The sequence below is a fragment of the uncultured Cetobacterium sp. genome, assembly GCF_947038635.1.
In the GTDB taxonomy this organism is placed as follows: domain Bacteria; phylum Fusobacteriota; class Fusobacteriia; order Fusobacteriales; family Fusobacteriaceae; genus Cetobacterium_A.
The window spans coordinates 1-19401 of the sequence record NZ_CAMQXC010000030.1 but is presented as its reverse complement, the minus strand read 5'-3'; the positions used below and the strand labels follow the sequence as shown (position 1 = coordinate 19401).

Here is a 19401-nt window from a genome sequence, read left to right as displayed (position 1 = left end):
CAATAACAGGATAAGCAAGCATAACTTTAGTTACTCCACTTTTTTTAACAACAGCTTCAGCTTCATCTAAGGTTCCAACTAAAACACCTTTAGCACCAGCCTCAATTTGCATTTTAGTAATTTCGCTACTTTTATGAGTTTTTAGCATAGGAAATAATTCAACAAGATTTTCATCGGCTAAATTTTGATATTTTTCTATATTATTTTCTAACGCATCCAAATTAACTAAAAAACTAGGTGTAGTTAATGATGATATATTTTTTTTATTCATATATAAACCTCCAATTTAAATTCTAATAAAATATACAATATTTTTTTGTTAAAGTCAAACTTTATTTTTTTTAAAAAATAAATTTAAAATTTATAAAAAGGAAAAGAAAAGATATTTTGAAAATAAGTAATATTACTAAATTTTTTGGAAAGAGGTATAGTTATGGAAAGAATTGAAGAAAAATTAAAAGATATTGAAAAAGAATATTTAGAGCTTCAAGAGGGAATAACAGAGTATTCAAATAATAATTTGAAATCAGCAGATTTAAAAAAAAGAGGATCAAAGTTTGGGATTTATGAGCAAAAAGGTAAAAAGATGATGCTGAGATTAAAAGCTGTTGGAGGGGAACTTTCAATTGAAAAATTTAAATCTTTAGCTAATATAATGGAAAAAGAAGAAATTCCATATTTACATCTTTCAACAAGACAGAATTATCAACTTCACGAAGTTGAATTTGAAAGAGTAAAAGATACAATAGAACAATGTAACTCAAAAGAGATGTATTTTAGAGGCGGAGGTGGAAACACATTTAGAAGTATCTTAGTTTCGACATACACAGGAGTTGATAAAAGAAATATATTTGATGTAATGCCTTATGCAAGAATGGTTGAAAATGAAGTGTTTTTTATAGATAAAGCTTTTGATTTTGGAAGAAAATTAAAAATAGGATTTTCAAACTCTTTAGATGATGAATTTGTTATGGCGGTTCAAGATATGGGGTTTGTTGCAAAAGAGATAAATGGTGAAAAAGGTTTTAAAGTTTACTGCGGAGGTGGAATGGGAAGAGGTAGTAAAATTGGCCATGTTCTAATAGAATTTTTACCTGAGGCAGATTTATTAAGAGCAGTTAAAGCTTTAATAGATTTATTTTATGATCGTGGAGATAGAATAAATAGAATGCAAGCAAGATTAAGATTTTTAGTTGAAAAAATGGGATTTGAAGGTTTTAAAAAATTATATTTAGAATATTTTGGAAAAGAAACGATAACTAATGGAAAGATACCTAAAATAGATTATGAAAAAAAGGTAAGAGAACTAAAACAATTTAATATAATTGAGAATTCAGAAACATTTAATTTATGGAAAGATATTTGTACTAAAGAAACTAAATTTAAAGATGTTGTTTCTCTTGTATTATATGTAAAAAATGGTGATTTAACTGCAAAAGATATAGAGAAGTTATATATATTAATGAAAGATATAAATACTCCAACTATAAGAGCTACTATTAATCAAAATTTAGTTATTCCATTAGTTCATAAATCAGCAATACCTTATATATACAAATATTTAAGCGAAGCAATTCCAGAGATAGTTACAGAAACTATATCAATAAGAGGACAAATTAGAGCATGTGTTGGTGCGAAAGTATGTATGATAGGAGTTCAAGATTCTCAAAGTATAGCAGATGCAATAGGAGATGAATTAGACCAATTAGCAAAAGAATTTCCACAATATAGAAAAATTATATTTAAGGAGGCTAAAAATATAAGAATTTCTGGATGTCCAAGTTCTTGTGCAGGGGTGCCAGTAGCTCCTTTAGGATTTATAGGATTAAAAAAGAAAATAAATGATAAATTAGTTGATTGTATGCAGGTTTATATGGGAGGAATATTAACCGATTCAATTCAATCTTTAGCATTTGAAATACCAAATTTAATTTTACCAATAGATGAAATACCAATTTTAGTAAAATCCTTATTTAGAGATTATTTAGAAATATTACAAGTTTATGATATTACTTTTAGTAATTATATGTATGAAAGAAGATTAGAAGAATTTTAAATAAAAAAGTGACGATTAATTTAAATCGTCACTTTTTATTATATTTGCACCTTTTTCTGTCATCTTCTTAAGAGCTTTATTAGAATCGTCAAAAGATAAATTGACACCTTTACAACCATCTTCGATAACGTTAACTTTAAAACCTAAATCAAGAGCATCTAAAACTGTATATTTAACACAGTAATCTGTAGCTAGACCTAAAACGAAAATTTCTGAAATTTGATTGCTTTTTAAAAGAGGCAATAATTCAGTACTTTTTAATTTTCCATTATCAAAAAAACCACTATAAGAATCAATCTCAAAATTAGTTCCTTTATAAATAATATGTTTAATTTCTTTAAGAGCTGGATGAAAATTAGAACCGTGAGTATTTTCAATACAGTGTTCAGGCCACCAAACTTGAGGGAGATTATTTAAAATACCAATTTCTCCAATAACTCCATTAGAATTTTTTGCAAAACTTTTATGATTAGCAGGATGCCAATCTTTTGTAGCTATAACAAGATGATGATTTTTATTAAAAAGGTCAATAACTTTATTAACAATAGGTATAATTTCATGAGCATCTTTAACTGCTAAAGCTCCCCCTTGGCAAAAATCATTTTGAACATCAACAACAATCAAAGCTTTCAAAATAAACCTCCTAAAAATTCATTTTTCACAGTATATCAGTTTAAGAAAAAAATGTAAATTAAAAACAACTTGGAAAAAGGATTTCTATTTGTTATTATTGTATATATAAGTATAAAATTTAAGGAGGGGGAATATGAACGTAATATTAGGAGTTGCATTTTTTATTTTAGGAAGTTTAGCTGTTTATATTTTTCAAAGAAAAAAATATAAAAAAACTACAGAAGAGGATTTTGTTTGTGAGGTAGTACAAAAGGCTTTTATAAGAGAGAAATTTTCAGATCATAATGAACATAAGTTAGTAAGAGAATTATTGAAAAGCGATGCTTTTATAAAAGATTTATCACTGACAGCAAAATTTAAAGGAATGATAGTAGGATATATTCTTTTTACAAAAGTTAAAGTAGGAAATGATACATTATTAACTTTAGCACCTTTAGCGGTACTGCCAAGATTTCAAAAAAAGGGTATTGGAAAAAGTTTAGTGGAAAAAGGACATAAAATAGCTAAAGAATTAGGTTATAAAGGTATTGTAGTTTTAGGTCATGCAGACTATTATAAAAAATTTGGTTATGAACCAGCATCAAAATGGGGAATAAAATGTCCAATAGAAGTACCTGATGAAAATTTTATGGCAATTGAATTATATCCCGGAGCTTTAAATAATGTAAAAGGTACAGTTGAATATCCTAAAGAATTTGGAATAAATTAAGTAAAGGGGAGTGGAGATTATGAGCTTCAATAATTATGTTGAAAGAAGAGGATCAGATTCAAGAAAATGGTGTTTAGAAGGTATGCTTGAAATGGCTTCTTATGTAGATGAGAATAGTATTCCTATGTGGGTTGCAGATATGGATTTTAAAGCCCCAGAATTTGTAGAAAAAGCTTTATTGGAAAGAGTCGGTCATGGAGTATTTGGTTACAATACAGTTGGCGATGACTATTATGATAGTATTGTATTTTGGTTAAAAAATAAGAATAATTGGGATATAAATAGATCTTGGATAGTTCCAACAAGTGGGGTCGTTCCTGCACTATGTTATGCAATTCAAGCATTTACCGAAGCTGGAGATGGAGTAATTGTTCAAAATCCAGTATACCCACCATTTAAAGGATCTGTAGAGTTAAATAATAGAAAAGTAGTAAATAATTCACTAAAGTTAATCTTAGATAGATATGAAATAGACTTTAAAGATTTAGAGGAAAAATTAAAAGACCCCAAAAATAAAATGTTAATTTTATGTAATCCACACAACCCAGTTGGAAGAGTTTGGAATGAAAAGGAATTAAATAATATTATAGAATTATGTTTAAAATATAAAAAAATAGTTATTTCAGATGAAATACATAGCGATTTAATATTATTTAATAATAAATTTACATCAATGGGAATATTAGATAATAGAATTCATGACTATTTAGTTGTTTGTACATCAATAAGTAAAACATTTAACTTAGCAGGTTTAAAAGCATCGAATATAATAATACCTAGTAATAATTTAAGAGAAAAATTTATAAACGAAATGTTTAAAGTAGCTGCTAAACCAATACCAAATATTTTTGGGGCAATTGGAGTTAAAAATTGTTATACAAAAGAGGGAGAGAATTGGTTAAACAATTTGTTGAGATATCTTGAAGAAAACTATCTGTTTATAAAAAAATATTTAGAAGAGAAGATGCCAAAAGTAAAGTGCTTACCAATAGAAGGGACTTATTTGGCTTGGATTGATTTTAGGGAGTTAAATTTAAGTGAAGAAGAATTAAAAAATAAATTGGAAAAAGAAGCTAAGATTGTTATAGATGGTGGAGAGATATTTGGAGATGAAGGAAAAGGATTTATAAGACTAAATTTTGCATGTCATAAATCAATTTTAGAAGAAGCATTAAAGAGATTGGAAGGAGCATTAAAAAATTAATTGTAAAAAACCAAGCAAGAATCTTTATCTCGCTTGGTTTTTATTTTATACAACTGTACAAATTTCATTAAAATTAAGTCTTCTTTCTCTTGGGTTTAAAGTTTTAGTTTCATCAAAATATCCTATTGAAAGTAACATAACTACTGTTTTATCTTCATCGATATTAAAAAGTTCTTTTACCTTTTCTTCGTTAAATCCAATCATTGGATGAGTATCAACACCATGGTCTTTTGCACATAACATAATTGACATTGCTAAAAGAGAGACATCCCTTACAGCCATAGCATTTCTTTTAACTTCTGTAGGATATAAAACAGTTTCACACATATTAATAAGCTGTCCAACCTTTTCTTCTTTTAGTCCTAAATCAATCTTTATATTCCACATAGGATTGTCACGACCGTATCCAAAGGTATCTCCGACTAATATTAAAGTCATAGAAGCCTCTTTTATTTTAGGTTGGTTACAAGCTGTAAAAAGTTTTTCTTTAGCTTCAGTAGAACGAACAGCAATAATTTCCCAAGGTTGAAGATTAAATGCAGACGGAGCAAGAACAGATTCGTTTACAATATCCTCAAAAAGTTTTAAGTCAAGCTCTCTATTTGGATCAAAAAAATTAACACTTCTTCTTTTAGAAACAACATCTTTAAAATTCATATTAATACACCTCCACAAAGATACTTAATTGTATATACTAAAATTGAAGAGAAATTCTTTTATTATTTAACAACAAATCTAGGGATTCTAGAGTTTATAAGAGTTGTATATTCGTAATGATCCATCTTTAAAAAAGCATTACATTTATCAAAATCTTTATAAATTTCTACAAAATCGCCTAAGTTAACAGAATCATCAATGAGAACGAATGATGTATCCATACTAATATGAACTATTGGGTACTCTTTATCATTTATATGACATAAGATATTTGTGTTTCGTTTAGAAAAACCATCTCCATAACCAATTTTTATTTTTCCAACTTTAGAATAGTTATTGACAAATATATTTTTTATACGTTCATAGCCTATAAAATCTAAATCTGAAAATTCTTTTATATTGTATATAGGACCAGAAAGAGTCCAAGAACGTTTAATGTTATAATCTATAATTCCAGGATCTAACATTCCTAAAAGACTTATTCCGCAACGAACATGTGTAGAACCATTTCCTAATCCTAAGAGTGTAGCAGCACTATTTTGAGAATGTATAATATCAAAATAATTAGTCCCTATATAGTTAATAGATTCAATAAATTTATTTTGAATATCAATAGTTTCATCAACATCAGAACTAAAAAAATGTGTCATAGCCCCCTTAAAATGAAGGTCATTTTTTACTACAATATCTTTTATAAATTCAATATCATTTTGAATAAATCCATTTCGAGCAAAACCGAAATCGAATTTTAAATGAAGTTGAGAAAAATCAACTTTTTCTTTAATTAGTTCTAAAAGTTCATCAATGCTATTAACAACCATTTCTAAATTTTTATATTTTTTTAAAAGCGAAAAATCTTCAACTGTTTCAAAAATCAGAATATTAATATTTGGGATATTTAATGAAACAATCTCAAGAGCTTCGGATTCTCTAGCAACAGCAAAATAGTTGCATCCCCCTTCGACTAAAATAGGAACAACCTCTTTTAAACCGTGACCATAAGCATTTGCTTTAACAACTGAAATAATCTCCTTTTTTGTGTAATTTTTTATATAATTAAAATTATGAATTATATTTTCTTGAACAAGTTGTATTTTGAAACCATCTCTACCCATACTAACACCCCTTACATATTTTTTATATTGTTACTATTATTACCATATAATTCTTTAAATTTCAAAAGAAATATTATAAAATACAAAAATAAGGAGATGATTAAATATGAGAGTAGAAGTTTTAGAATCAGCAAAATGTGCATTAAAAAAGGAGTTTAACGGAAAAAATGTTGTTGTAATTGATGTACTAAGAGCCACAACAGTTATGGTTACAGCTTTAGAAAATGGTGCTAGTTGTATTTATCCCTTTAAAGAGATAGATGAAGCGAAAGAGAAGTGGGGAATAAAAAAAGATGGATTTTTAGCAGGAGAGAGAAAGGGACTTAAAATAGAGGGGTTTAAATTTGGAAATTCACCATTAGAGTTCACTAAGGAAGCAGTTCAAGGAAAAGAAATTTTCATGACAACAAGTAATGGAACCCGAGCTATAGAAAATGCTTTAAGTGCTGATAATTTATATATAGCTTGTTATTTAAATATTTCTGCTGTTTCTGAAAAGCTTTTAGAAAGTAAAAAAGATGTTGTTATTCTTTGTGCAGGAACAGATGACAAATTTTCATTAGATGATGCTTTATGTGCTGGAATGATTATAAAGAAAATATCTGAAAAAGAAAGTTTAAAGATAGATGATTTAGGACTAGCATTAAAAAAAATAGCAGACTTAACTTCAGATTTAAAAGGCGTTTTAGCCGAAAGCAAGCATTATAGCTATTTGAGCTCTATAGGTTGTGAAAAAGATTTAGATTATTGTACTATGATAGATATTTTCGATATCATTCCATTTTACAAAAATGGAAAAATAAAACTTCCTCTTAAATAGAAAGAGGAAGTTTTTTTAATGATTTTTTCATTAATGGAATGCTAATACTAAGACAAATAAGTTCAGCGATAGGAATAGCTAACCAAATTCCTATTTCACCTATGAATACTGGCAGTATAAAAAGAGGAATTAAGACAAATATAATTGATCTTCCACAAGATATAAATGCTGATTCAAAAGGTTTTTCAATAGATGTATGAAAGCTACTAGATATTATGTTAACAAATGACAATAAATATGCAAATGTAAAGAAGAATATAGCTTTATTAGTTAAATCAGCTAATTCTTTATTTCCATTTGAAAAAAGATAGATTATCTTATCGCCAAACAGATGCATACCAATGAAAGTTGTTAGTCCTATTGTTGCTCCAGATTTTAAAGCAACTTTAAGTACATCTTTAATTTTATCAATTCTATTAGCTCCTAAATTATATGAAATTATAGGTTGTAAAGCTTGAGAAAGACCATAAAGAGATATATTGACAATTGAATTAATATAAAAAACAATAGTTAGTGCAGATACACCTAATACACCAATATTTTTCATTATAATAATGTTGAAAATATATATAGTAATAGCACTTGAGATAACAGTAAGCATCTCAGAACTACCATTATAAAAAATTTCTTTAATATCTTTTAATGTACATATTATTTTTCCGAAACGCATATGATGAAAAAGAGTTAAAGCTCCAAACATGTTTGCGAAACATGATGCAACAGCAGCACCTTCCATACCCATACCTAGCTTTAAAACAAATATATAATCTAGAAAAACATTGGCAATAAAACAAACAGAACCACTAATAAAAACTTGATTTGGCTTACCAGCTATTCTAACAAAAGTTTCAGTAAAAATAGGCATACTAAAGAAGATAGAACCTGGGATAAGTATAGCTAAATATTTCTTTACAAGAACATAAGTTTCTTCATTAGTTCCTAAAAGCATTATAACTGTTTCAAAGTTTGATAATAGAAAAACAGATATTATTAGAAGCGTTGTTAAAAGTAAAACTAAAGTTAGACTTGTAAGTCCTTTAGCTCTAGGTTCGTTCCCATTTCCAGAAGCTATTCCAACTAAAACTCCTCCCCCGATACAAATCATAAGAGCAACACTAAGTAACAAATTAATAAGAGGCATAGATAGATTAACAGCTGCCAATCCTTGTGCTCCAACTCCCTTACTTAAAAAAAGACCATCTACCATAATTTGAAGGGAAACTATTAACATTCCTAAAATACTAGGTAAAGCAAATTTAAAAAATAATTTTTTGACACATCCATTTTCTAAAGTGATATTTTGTGACATTTTTCTCTCCTCTATGAAATTAAAATAATATTATATAAATAAATAGTTATATGTGTTATTATAAACTATATACTTAACTATATTGTCAAGGAGAAAATATGAAAAATAGATATAAAATTTCTGAATTAGCAAAATTAGCAAATATCTCAAAACAAACTCTTATTTTTTATCATAAAAAAGATATATTAGTTCCAGAATATGTTGATGAGATTAATGGATATAGGTATTATTCCAATTCTCAAATATGGGACTTGTTTTTTATCATAACCTTAAAAGAAGCTGGATTTTCTTTAGAAGAGATAAAAAATTATATTAAAGTAAAAAATCCAACTAAAAATATAGAGTTTTTAGAAGAAAAAATTTACGATATAGATAAAAGAATTGATGAATTAAGAAAAAGTAAAAACAGAATAACTGAAAAAATAGTGTGCTTAAAAGAGATGTTAAGTAATTTAGAAGAAAAAGTTGAAATAACTAACTTAAAAGAAATAAAAGTCTATTTTATAAAAATAAAAAATCCTTTAGATCAAAAAGAAATAGCAGAAACGTATGATAAATTACAAAGATTAGGAAATAAAAATAATATAGATGAAATAATTTATATATCAGAGGTAAAAAAGTATGATTTATACGAAGGATCAGAATTACCATTAAGCAAAATTGGTATTTTAATTCCAGATAATCAATCAATAGTAGGCGAAGAAGTTATAAAAAGTAAAGTTTGCGTTATGTTAAAGCATAAAACTACCTTTGACATGATAAAGTTGACTTATGAAAATTTATATCGTTTTATAAAAGATAATAAATTTGAAATTGATGGTGACTCTATTGAAGTGGGAAATGAAGTTGTAGTACCCTTTGAAAATGGCTTTGGAGGAATAATAGATATATATATTCCTATAAAAAAAATTGAAAAATAGTAAAAATTAAGATATTCTATAAGGTAGCAAGGAAGTAAAGAGGAGAAAAAACATGGATGCAAAAAAATCAAGAAGAAAAAAAGCTATGGGTTTAGAAGGTGTTGTATGTATAGCAATACTCTCAACATTAATCTATTTAACATCTAGTAAAATGGGTGGAATCAATATGATCAATACAATCATAAAAACAGCTCATGATTTACTGTTAAATACAGTATTTTTTATAATGGGTGTATCAGTAATTGCAGGAGCATTTGCGGGAATTTTATCAGAATTTGGAGTAATCGCAATATTAAACAAATTATTATCACCACTAATGAAACCATTATATAGATTACCTGGAGCTGCAGCTTTAGGAGTTTTAACTACATATATTTCAGATAATCCAGCTATTTTAAGTTTATCAGCAGATAAAGGATTTACTAAATATTTTAAAAAATATCAGTTACCAGCTTTAACAAATTTAGGAACTTCTTTTGGAATGGGGTTTATAGTTTCTACATTTATGATAGCTCAAAGTGGTAGTATGAATGAAAATCTTGTATTTCCAGTTATTTTAGGAAATTTAGGAGCTTTTGTAGGTAGTATAGTAAGTGTTAATCTAATGATTAATTTTACAAAAAAGATTTTTAATGAAAAAAAAGAATCTTTAGAAGATGAGTCTGTAGATTCAGATTTTTTTGAATATAGAGATATAAGAGATGGAAATGTATTAGAAAGATTATTAGAAGCTTTATTAGAAGGTGGAAAAAATGGAGTACAAATGGGAATGGAAATAATTCCAGGAGTTCTAATAATTTGTACAACAGTTTTATTACTAACTAATGGACCAGGACCAAATGGTTATACAGGAGAAGCTTATCAAGGAATTGCATTATTACCTTATATAGGGGAAAAATTACAATTTATCTTAAAACCACTTTTTGGATTTACAAGTGCAAAAGCTTTAGCATTCCCAATAACCTCTTTAGGAGCAGTAGGAGCAGCATTAGGATTAGTTCCTAGATTTATTAACGATGGAGCAATAACATCTAGAGAAATTGCGGTATTTACAGCTATGGGAATGACATGGAGTGGATATTTAAGTACTCATGTGGCGATGATGGATAGTTTAGGTTATAGAAAATTAACAGGAAAAGCTATATTTAGTCATACAATTGGTGGAATAGTTGCTGGAGTAGTAGCTAATATTCTTTATACAGTTTTTATGTAGTTTAATTACTAAAGGAGATCAACTATGAAAAATTATAAGATTGATTTACATATTCACACAAATGTGAATCCTCATGCATTTAGTACATTAGAAGAAAATATAAGTGCAGCTTCTAAAAAAGGAATGGAAGTTATTGCAATAACTAATCATGGACCAGCATTACAAGATACTCCGCATTGGTGGCATCTTGTTAATATTGCTATTTTGCCAAATGAAATAGAAGGCGTTAGAGTTATAAAAGGTGTAGAAGCTAATATTTTAAATGAAAATGGAAAACTAGATATAAATCAAAAAATTTATGAAAATATGGAGTTAGTTTTAGCAGGATTCCATGTTGTAGATGAATATGGAAACATAGATGATATCGAGAAAAATACACAAGCTATATTGAGTTTGATAAAAAAGCAAAAAGCTGATATAATAGTGCATCTGGGAAATCCAATTTTTCCAGTAGACTATGAAAAAATAGTGAAAGCAGCTAAAGAAAATAACGTGGCGTTAGAAGTTAATAACACCTCTTTAGGAACAATTACAAGAGTTGGTTCAAAGAAAAATTGTAAAAAAATGCTAGAACTAGCTAAAAAAGAGAGATGCTACATAGCTTTAGGAACAGATGCTCATTATTCAAGTCACATAGGAGAGTTTCAAAGAGCAATTGAACTTTTGGAAGAGATTGATTATCCAGAAGAGTTAATAATAAATAGTTCGAGAGAAACTTTTGATAAATTTTTAAAGCTGAGACAAGAGTTGAGAACCAAAGAGGTAAACTCTTAATTTTGGGAGGAAAGAAGATGCAAAAAAATAGAATTTGTGAATTATTAGGAATTAAATATCCAATTATCCAGGGAGCAATGGCATGGATATCAAATGGAAATTTAGCAGGACATGTGTCTAAAGCTGGAGGATTAGGTATAATTGCTGGTGGAGGAATGCCACCAGAAATTTTAAGACAAGAGATTAGAAAGGCAAAATCTATTACAGATAATCCTTTTGGAGTTAACTTAATGTTAATGATGGAAAGTGTTGCAGAACAAATAGATGTTTGTATAGAAGAGGGCGTTAAAGTTGTAACAACAGGTGCAGGAAATCCAGGAATATATATGGAGAAATTAAAAGCTGCTGGAATAAAAGTTATACCAGTAGTAGCATCAGTAGCTTTAGCAAAAAGAATGGAGAGAATAGGTGCGGATGCAGTAGTTGCAGAAGGATTAGAGGCAGGAGGACATATTGGTGAAATTACAACTATGTCTTTAGCAACTCAAGTAGCTAGAGAGGTTTCAATTCCTGTTATAGTTGCAGGAGGAATTGCAAGTGGAGAGCAATTTTTAGCAGCTTTAGCTTTAGGAGGAGAAGCTATCCAAGTTGGAACTATATTTATAGTTGCTCATGAGTGCGACGTTCATGAAAATTATAAAAATTTAGTATTAAAAGCTAAGGATAGATCAACAGTTACAACAGGAAATTATACAGGGCATCCTGTAAGAGTATTAAATAATAAGTTTGCTAAAGCAATATTAGAATTAGAGGTAAAAGGAGCTCCAAAAGAGGAGATTGAAGATTTAGGAAAAGGAAAGCTAAGATTAGCAGTTGTAGATGGAGACATAGAGAATGGAAGTGTTATGTCAGGACAAGTTGCTGGATTAGTTAAGGAAGCTTTAAGCTGTCAAGAGATTGTAGATAAATTAATGAAAGAGTTAAAAGAAGAAAAAATAAGATTAGATGAAACATTTTCAAAAATAGTTTTCTAATAGTAAAAAACACAAGGGTGGAGAGATCTACCCTTTTTATCTAAAAAATAAGGGGAGAAAATATTATGTATAATAAAGTAATGGAAACTGTAGATTTTTTAAATTCTAAGGTTACAAATAGACCTAAAATAGCTATAATTTTAGGATCTGGATTAGGTGGATTAGTAGAATATGTTGAAAATAAGGTTGTAATACCTTATAAAGATATACCGAACTTTCCTGTTTCAACAGTTGCGGGACATGCAGGGGAATTAGTTTTTGGTACAATAAATAATGTTGAAGTTTTAGTAATGAAAGGAAGATTTCACTACTATGAAGGGTATAATATGAAAGAGGTTACATACCCTCAATATGTGTTTAAAAAATTTGGAATAGAGACAATGATTGTAAGTAATGCAGCTGGTGGAGCAAATAGAGATTTTAAACCAGGAACGTTAATGATAATTAATGATCATATAAACTTTTTTGGAACAAATCCATTAATTGGATCAAATGATGAAAGATTTGGACCAAGATTCCCAGATATGTCTGAAACATATAGTAAAGCTTTAATTGAAAAAGCTAAAAATGTAGCTAATAAACTTAATATTGAATTTGAAGAGGGAGTATACTTAGGATCTTCAGGTCCAACATATGAAACAGCGGCAGAAGTAAAAATGATGATGACAATGGGAGCATCAGCAGTTGGAATGTCTACAGTTCCAGAATCAATAGTGGCTAATTACTTAGGAATTAAAATATTAGGAATATCTTGTATAACTAATATGGCTACAGGAATAGCTACTAAACCACATTCACATGAAGAGGTTGTAGAAATAGCAAATCAAACAGGAGAGAGATTCTGTAAATGGATTGCGGAAACAGTAAAAGAGTTGTAATAATAAACTCATAGGAGGTATAAAATTATGAAAGCAGCATTTTTTGATATTGATGGAACAATTTATAGAAACTCACTATTAACAGAGCATTTTAAAAAACTTATAAAGTATGAATTACTTGATATTAGAGAATATGAGTTAAAGGTAAAAGATGCTTTTAAAAAATGGGATGAAAGAGTAGGAGATTATGATAAATATCTAGAAGAGATAACTACTACATATGTCGATGCTATAAAAGGATTATCTCTTCAATATAATGACTTTATTTCAGATCAAGTGTTAGAGTTGAAAGGAAATAGAGTATATAAATTTACAAGAGATATGATAAAATGGCATAAGGAGCAGGGGCATAAAGTAATTTTTATTTCTGGAAGTCCAGACTTTTTAGTTTCAAGAATGGCTAAAAAATGGGGAGCAGATGATTATTGTGGATCGATATATCATTTTGAAGATGGAAAGCTTTCAGGAGATATTTCTCCAATGTGGGATTCAAAAAATAAAATGATAGCAATAAATAATTTTTGTGAAAAATACGATATTGATTTATCAGAAAGTTATGCATATGGAGATACTAATGGTGATTATAGTATGCTTAATCTTGTAGGACACCCAAGAGCTATAAATCCATCGAGAGAGTTACTATTGAAAATAAAAACAGAAGAAAACTTAAAAAATAAAACTGAAATATTTGTAGAAAGAAAAGATGTTATCTATAAAGTTTCAGCAGATGTAGAAATTTTATAAAAAAAACTTGACAATTTTACAAAAAAGTTTTATTATTAGTCCAATAATAAAAATAAATTTTTAAAAAGAGGAGGAAGTTATGTCTATAAATTTCAATAATAATAATTATAATTGTAATAATAATAACAATAATAACAATAATAATTTATTGAAATTTGTGATGAATAATTTCCGTTATCTCGAAATAAAAAGAATTTAAATTTAATTAGATAGGTTTATTTGTTTGAAGTAAATTTATTTAGGTGCATCTTTTAATAGGTGTATTATATGATATTAAATTAGAACTCTTAACTATTTCCGCTAATGGAGATGTTAAGAGTTTTTTATTTTTATAAAAAAATTGGAGGTAGTATTATGTATAAGACAAAGTTAGATATTATGGAAACAGAGATTGCAATTAAAGAAGTAAAGGATTTCTTTGAAAGAGACTTAGCTAAAAAACTTGATTTAACAAGAGTTTCAGCTCCGTTATTCGTAACACCTGAAAGTGGTTTAAATGATGATTTAAACGGTATCGAAAGAGCAGTAGCTTTTGATACAAAGTGCAAACAAGATGCAGTGATAGTCCATTCTCTAGCAAAATGGAAAAGAATGGCTCTTCATAAATATGGTTTTGACTTTGGAAAAGGTCTTTATACAGATATGAATGCAATTAGAAGAGATGAAGATTTAAGCCCAATTCACTCATATTATGTAGATCAATGGGATTGGGAAAAAGTTTTAGAAAAGGATGATAGAACAACTGAAACTTTACAAGAAACTGTAAAAAAAATATATAGTTCATTAAAAGATACAGAAAGTTATATTAGAAATATATATCCTCAACTTTCAAAGAAATTACCTGAAGAGATAACATTTATAACGTCTCAAGAGTTAGAAAAACTTTATCCAGAATTAACTCCAAAAGAGAGAGAACATGAACATGCAAAAAGATATGGAGCAATATTTATAAGTGAAATAGGAAAAGTTTTAGAATCAGGAGAAAAGCATGATGGAAGAGCACCAGATTATGATGATTGGGATTTAAACGGAGATATTATTGTATACTATGAACCATTAAAAATAGGTTTAGAGTTATCATCAATGGGAATTCGTGTATCAGAAGAATCATTAGCTAAACAGTTAAAGATAGCAGGAGCAGAAGGAAGAAAAGAGTTAGAGTTTCATAAAAAACTTTTAGCAGGAGAATTACCATATACAATTGGTGGTGGAATTGGTCAATCTAGATTATGTCTATTCTTTTTAGATAAATTACATATAGGTGAAGTTCAAGCTTCTTTATGGCCACAAGAAGTAATAGAAGAGTGTAAAGCTAAAAATATTCCATTATTATAAAAAGTAAAAATAAACTTGTCTTTCTGGACAAAAAGGGTATATAATTGGTGTGTTATATACTTTTGGAGGTGAAGGATGAGGTATTTAATAGATAAATTATCTATAGAAAATGATTTATCACAAGAAGAGTTAGAAATGTTACTTACTAATCTAACAGAAGAAGATAGAGATTATTTAATAGATAAAGCATATGAAGTAAGAAAACATTATTATGGAAATACTGTTTTTTTTAGAGGATTAATAGAAATTTCTAATATATGTAAATGTGATTGTTTTTATTGTGGTATTAGAGCTTCTAATAAAAAAGCTAATAGATACAGATTATCTAAAGATGAAATTTTAGAATGCTGCCATAGAGGATATTTACTTGGATACAGAACTTTTGTTTTCCAAGGTGGAGAAGATAGTTATTTTTCTGATGAACTTTTAGAAAGTATAATAAAAACTTTAAAAAATGAGTACTCAGATATAGCTATTACTCTTTCCCTTGGAGAAAGAGGAGAAGAGTCATTTAAAAGATTATACAAAGCAGGAGCAGACAGATACTTGTTAAGACATGAAACAGTAAATGAGAAACTTTATGAAGAGCTTCATCCGAATATGTCTTTGGATAATAGAAAAAAATGTTTAGAGTCTCTAAAAGAAATTGGATATCAAGTAGGAAGTGGTTTTTTGATAGGACTACCAGGATTAAAATTAACAGATTATGCCAAAGATTTAATTTTTTTAAAAAAACTTAGGCCACATATGGTAGGAATTGGACCGTTTATTCCACATGAGGATACTCCTTTAAAAAATGAAAAAGGAGGAACTGCTTACGATACAATTACTTTACTTGCAATAATAAGACTTCTTTTACCAGATGTATTATTACCAGCAACAACTGCCTTAGGAACAATAGACCCTAAGGGAAGAGAAAAAGGTTTTAAAGCAGGAGCCAATGTAATTATGCCAAATCTTTCTCCAATGGAATGCAGAAAAAAATATGCTTTATACAATGGAAAGGTATTTTTGGGCAAAGAATCGGCAGAAGAGAAACTAAAGATTGAAAATAGCATTTTAGAAGCTGGTTTTCAACCAATATTAACAAGAGGAGATAATGTCAGATGGAAAAGAAAATAAATTTTATTGATCAAGAGTATATAGAAAAGCTATTAGAAGAATCTAAAATAACGGATTATAAAGAGATAGATAGAATATTAGATAAAGCTAGTAATAAAGAGGGATTAACACATAAAGAGGTTGCATCTCTTTTACAAATAAAAGATGAAAATCAAAAGAAAAGACTTTATGAAATCGCAGGAGAGTTAAAAAAATCAATTTATGGAAATAGAATAGTTGTTTTTGCTCCTCTTTATGTAAGTGATTACTGTGTAAATAACTGCACATACTGTGGATATAAAAGAGATAATAAATTTCCAAGAAAAAAATTAACTAGAGAACAAATTCAAAATGAAGTTAAATTATTAGAAAAAATGGGACATAAAAGACTTGCCTTAGAATTAGGAGAAGACCCAGTAAACGTTCCAATTGATTATGTGCTAGAAGCAATAGATGCAGTTTATACAACTAAATTTGAAAATGGTTCTATAAGAAGAATAAATGTAAATATTGCAGCGACAACAGTTGAAAATTATAAAAAACTAAAAGATGCTGAAATAGGGACGTATATTCTATTTCAAGAAACATATCACAAACCAACTTATGAAAAAGTTCATCCTAAATCTTTAAAAGGAGACTATGAATATCATTTAACTGCTTTCAATAGAGCAATGGAAGGAGGAATAGATGATGTTGGTGCAGGAGTCCTTTTTGGATTGGCAGATTATAAATATGAAATTATAGCACTAATGATACATAACGAATATTTAGAAAAATATTATGGAGTAGGATTCCATACGATATCTGTACCAAGAATAAAAAAAGCCGAAGGAATGAGCTTAGATGAATATCCTCACCAAATAGATGATGATACATTTAGAAATATTGTGGCAATAATAAGATTAGCTGTTCCGTTTACTGGAATGATTCTTTCAACAAGAGAAACAGCTGAGTTAAGAAGAGAGTTAATAAAATATGGAATTTCTCAAATAAGTGCAGGTTCTTCTGCTGATGTTGGAGGATATACAGATAGAGAAGAGGGAAAAACTCAAACACAATTTGAATTAGCTGATCATAGAACACCTTTAGAGGTCTTAAAAGAACTTTTAGATCAAGATTGCATACCAAGTTATTGCACAGCATGTTATAGAATGGGAAGAACAGGTGACAGATTTATGCAATTAGCTAAAAGTGGAAATATTCAAAATGTCTGCTCACCAAATGCATTATTGACTTTAATGGAGTATGCTATGGATTATGGAGATTTAGAACTAACAGAAAAAGTTAAAAAAGTTATAGCAAGAGAAATAGAGAATATAAAAAGAGAAGATATTAAATTGTTGACTTTAGAAAAATTAGAAAAAATAAAAAATGGAGAGAGAGATTTGTATCTTTAGGAGGAACTTATGAAAAATACCCCAAATTCAAATAGATTACATATAGGGATTTTTGGAAAAACTAACTCTGGAAAATCATCTCTTTTAAATGCTATTACAGAGCAAAATATAGCGATAGTTTCAGAAATTGAAGGAACTACAACCGATTCTGTAGTAAAAGCTATGGAGTTTTTACCATTTGGACCAGTATTGTTCATAGATACTGCTGGACTAGAGGATAACACACCGCTTGGAAAGTTAAGAGTGAAAAAAACTTTAGAAGAATTAAAACGAACTGATTTTGCTATTTTAGTTATGGATGCAACAAAAATTGATATGGCATTTTATAAAGATCAGGAAATTCAATTTAAGAAGTACAATATACCATTTTTATTTGTTATAAATAAAGATGATCTTTTAACTGAAAATGAAAAAGATGTTATAAAAAAGATATTTCCAAGAGCAATATTTGCTTCAACAAAAAATAGAGATTCTATTTTAATGTTAAAAGAAAATATTTTAAAAGAGATAACTAAAGAAAAAGAGGAACCAAAACTTTTAGGAGATTTAGTTCCTTATAATGGAAAAGTTTTAATGGTAGTACCTGTAGATTCAGAAGCTCCTAAAGGGAGACTGATACTACCTCAAGTTCAACTTATAAGAGAGTGTCTTGACCATGGAATAAAAAACTATGTAGTAAGAGATACTGAATTAGAAAGTGCTTTAGAGGATATTAAAGATATTGATTTAGTTGTAACAGATTCTCAAGCTTTTAAAAATGTTGATAAGATTTTAAATAATAGAGCTAAATTGACAAGTTTTTCAATACTTTTTGCTAGACAAAAAGGAGATTTAAATGATTTGGTTAGAGGTGTAAAAAAACTTAAATCTTTAAATCATGGAGATAAAGTATTAATTGCAGAAACTTGCACTCATAATACTTCTCATGAAGATATTGGCAGAGTAAAAATTCCAAAACTTGTAAAAAGTTATGCTGGAAAAGAGATTGAATTTATTTTTGTAGGAGGAAAAGATTTTCCTGAAGATTTATCAAAATATGCTTTAGTTATTCACTGTGGAGCTTGTATGATAAATAAAAAACATATGCAGAGTAGAATAGATGAATCAATGTCACGAAATGTTCCAATAACAAATTATGGGTTAGTTATAGCTGAAGTAACTGGAATTTTAGATAAAGCCTTAGAGATTTTTAAATAAAAAATATTGATAAAAATAAAAAGCCATAAAATTAATTTTTTTTGATTAATTTTATGGCTTTTTTTAAATTATTAATCTAAATAAATTTATATATAGCTATTGACTTCAAAATGTCTGTGAGGTAATATAAGTACCACTTAAGAAAATAAAAAAGTAAAGGGAGGGCCATATGATTTTTAATCCAGTGATATTATCAGTTACTACTATGATTGTACTAAGTTTATTAAAATTAAATGTAATTCTAGCAATATTAGTGGCAGCTTTGGTAGCAGGGGCAACTTCAGGAATAGGTATAAACGAAACTATGAAAACTTTGATAGGTGGAATGGGAGGTAACTCTGAAACAGCACTTAGCTATATTCTTT

At 28.2% G+C, this 19401-nt stretch carries 19 protein-coding genes and 1 pseudogene; 15 read left to right on the top strand and 5 right to left on the bottom strand.

The window, feature by feature from the left end:
* Window positions 1-271: alanine racemase (locus Q0V08_RS04800; protein WP_297432567.1), on the bottom strand; the 271-nt coding region annotated here is incomplete at its 3' end.
* Between the two features lie 162 nt (window positions 272-433).
* Between Q0V08_RS04800 and Q0V08_RS04795 the strand changes: the two genes are divergently transcribed.
* Window positions 434-2056 (top strand): nitrite/sulfite reductase, encoded by a 1623-nt coding sequence (locus tag Q0V08_RS04795; RefSeq protein WP_297432565.1) that lies wholly within the window; start codon window positions 434-436, stop codon window positions 2054-2056.
* A 15-nt stretch (window positions 2057-2071) separates the two neighbouring features.
* Here the strand turns inward: Q0V08_RS04795 and pncA are convergent, their stop codons facing one another.
* Window positions 2072-2689: a bifunctional nicotinamidase/pyrazinamidase gene (pncA, locus tag Q0V08_RS04790; protein ID WP_297432563.1), complete on the bottom strand. Its 618-nt coding sequence runs from the start codon at window positions 2687-2689 to the stop codon at window positions 2072-2074.
* A 133-nt stretch (window positions 2690-2822) separates the two neighbouring features.
* Between pncA and Q0V08_RS04785 the strand changes: the two genes are divergently transcribed.
* Both Q0V08_RS04785 and Q0V08_RS04780 read left to right on the top strand, forming a co-directional pair.
* Window positions 2823-3398 (top strand): N-acetyltransferase, encoded by a 576-nt coding sequence (locus tag Q0V08_RS04785; RefSeq protein ID WP_297432561.1) that lies wholly within the window; start codon window positions 2823-2825, stop codon window positions 3396-3398.
* A 19-nt stretch (window positions 3399-3417) separates the two neighbouring features.
* The gene (locus Q0V08_RS04780; protein ID WP_297432559.1) at window positions 3418-4602 is read left to right on the top strand and encodes a MalY/PatB family protein; all 1185 of its coding nucleotides are present in this window, start codon (window positions 3418-3420) and stop codon (window positions 4600-4602) included.
* A 45-nt stretch (window positions 4603-4647) separates the two neighbouring features.
* On the opposite strand, the gene Q0V08_RS04775 is transcribed toward Q0V08_RS04780, so the two are convergent.
* Complete coding sequence (locus Q0V08_RS04775; RefSeq protein WP_297432557.1) at window positions 4648-5259, bottom strand: nitroreductase family protein; 612 nt, start codon at window positions 5257-5259, stop codon at window positions 4648-4650.
* Between the two features lie 62 nt (window positions 5260-5321).
* Complete coding sequence (locus Q0V08_RS04770) at window positions 5322-6374, bottom strand: alanine racemase (protein ID WP_297432555.1); 1053 nt, start codon at window positions 6372-6374, stop codon at window positions 5322-5324.
* Between the two features lie 106 nt (window positions 6375-6480).
* On the opposite strand from Q0V08_RS04770, the gene Q0V08_RS04765 reads away from it, so the two are divergent.
* Entirely contained in the window at window positions 6481-7194 is a 714-nt protein-coding gene (locus Q0V08_RS04765) for a 2-phosphosulfolactate phosphatase (protein WP_297432553.1), read from the top strand.
* On the opposite strand, the gene Q0V08_RS04760 is transcribed toward Q0V08_RS04765, so the two are convergent.
* Window positions 7187-8503, bottom strand: coding sequence for an MATE family efflux transporter (locus Q0V08_RS04760; protein WP_297432551.1), 1317 nt, complete (start codon window positions 8501-8503; stop codon window positions 7187-7189). The genes Q0V08_RS04765 and Q0V08_RS04760 overlap by 8 nt on opposite strands.
* A 98-nt stretch (window positions 8504-8601) precedes the next feature.
* Here Q0V08_RS04760 and Q0V08_RS04755 point away from each other — a divergent pair, with 98 nt between their 5' ends.
* The 11 genes and pseudogenes from Q0V08_RS04755 to Q0V08_RS04705 all read left to right on the top strand — a co-directional run.
* Entirely contained in the window at window positions 8602-9423 is an 822-nt protein-coding gene (locus Q0V08_RS04755; RefSeq protein ID WP_297432549.1) for a MerR family transcriptional regulator, read from the top strand.
* 52 nt (window positions 9424-9475) lie between these two features.
* Complete coding sequence (locus tag Q0V08_RS04750; protein WP_297432548.1) at window positions 9476-10636, top strand: hypothetical protein; 1161 nt, start codon at window positions 9476-9478, stop codon at window positions 10634-10636.
* Between the two features lie 24 nt (window positions 10637-10660).
* Window positions 10661-11410 (top strand): phosphatase, encoded by a 750-nt coding sequence (locus tag Q0V08_RS04745; protein WP_297432546.1) that lies wholly within the window; start codon window positions 10661-10663, stop codon window positions 11408-11410.
* 17 nt (window positions 11411-11427) lie between these two features.
* On the top strand, window positions 11428-12384 hold the full coding sequence (locus Q0V08_RS04740) for a nitronate monooxygenase (protein WP_297432544.1): 957 nt from the start codon (window positions 11428-11430) through the stop codon (window positions 12382-12384).
* A gap of 65 nt (window positions 12385-12449) precedes the next feature.
* Window positions 12450-13262 carry a purine-nucleoside phosphorylase gene (locus Q0V08_RS04735; protein WP_297432542.1) on the top strand — a complete coding sequence of 271 codons (813 nt, stop codon included), beginning with the start codon at window positions 12450-12452 and terminating at the stop codon, window positions 13260-13262.
* Window positions 13263-13289: 27 nt separating this feature from the next.
* Entirely contained in the window at window positions 13290-14006 is a 717-nt protein-coding gene (locus Q0V08_RS04730; RefSeq protein WP_023052291.1) for an HAD family hydrolase, read from the top strand.
* Between the two features lie 351 nt (window positions 14007-14357).
* Window positions 14358-15341: an aspartate--ammonia ligase gene (asnA, locus tag Q0V08_RS04725; protein ID WP_297432569.1), complete on the top strand. Its 984-nt coding sequence runs from the start codon at window positions 14358-14360 to the stop codon at window positions 15339-15341.
* A gap of 75 nt (window positions 15342-15416) precedes the next feature.
* The gene (hydE, locus tag Q0V08_RS04720) at window positions 15417-16463 is read left to right on the top strand and encodes a [FeFe] hydrogenase H-cluster radical SAM maturase HydE (protein WP_297432540.1); all 1047 of its coding nucleotides are present in this window, start codon (window positions 15417-15419) and stop codon (window positions 16461-16463) included.
* Window positions 16448-17839, top strand: a complete 1392-nt coding sequence (hydG, locus tag Q0V08_RS04715) for a [FeFe] hydrogenase H-cluster radical SAM maturase HydG (RefSeq protein WP_297432538.1) — start codon at window positions 16448-16450, stop codon at window positions 17837-17839. The genes hydE and hydG overlap by 16 nt, the downstream gene beginning before the upstream one ends.
* Window positions 17840-17848: 9 nt before the next feature.
* Complete coding sequence (hydF, locus tag Q0V08_RS04710; RefSeq protein ID WP_297432536.1) at window positions 17849-19036, top strand: [FeFe] hydrogenase H-cluster maturation GTPase HydF; 1188 nt, start codon at window positions 17849-17851, stop codon at window positions 19034-19036.
* 169 nt (window positions 19037-19205) lie between these two features.
* A pseudogene (locus Q0V08_RS04705) lies at window positions 19206-19401 on the top strand (sodium:proton antiporter); the annotation flags it as partial.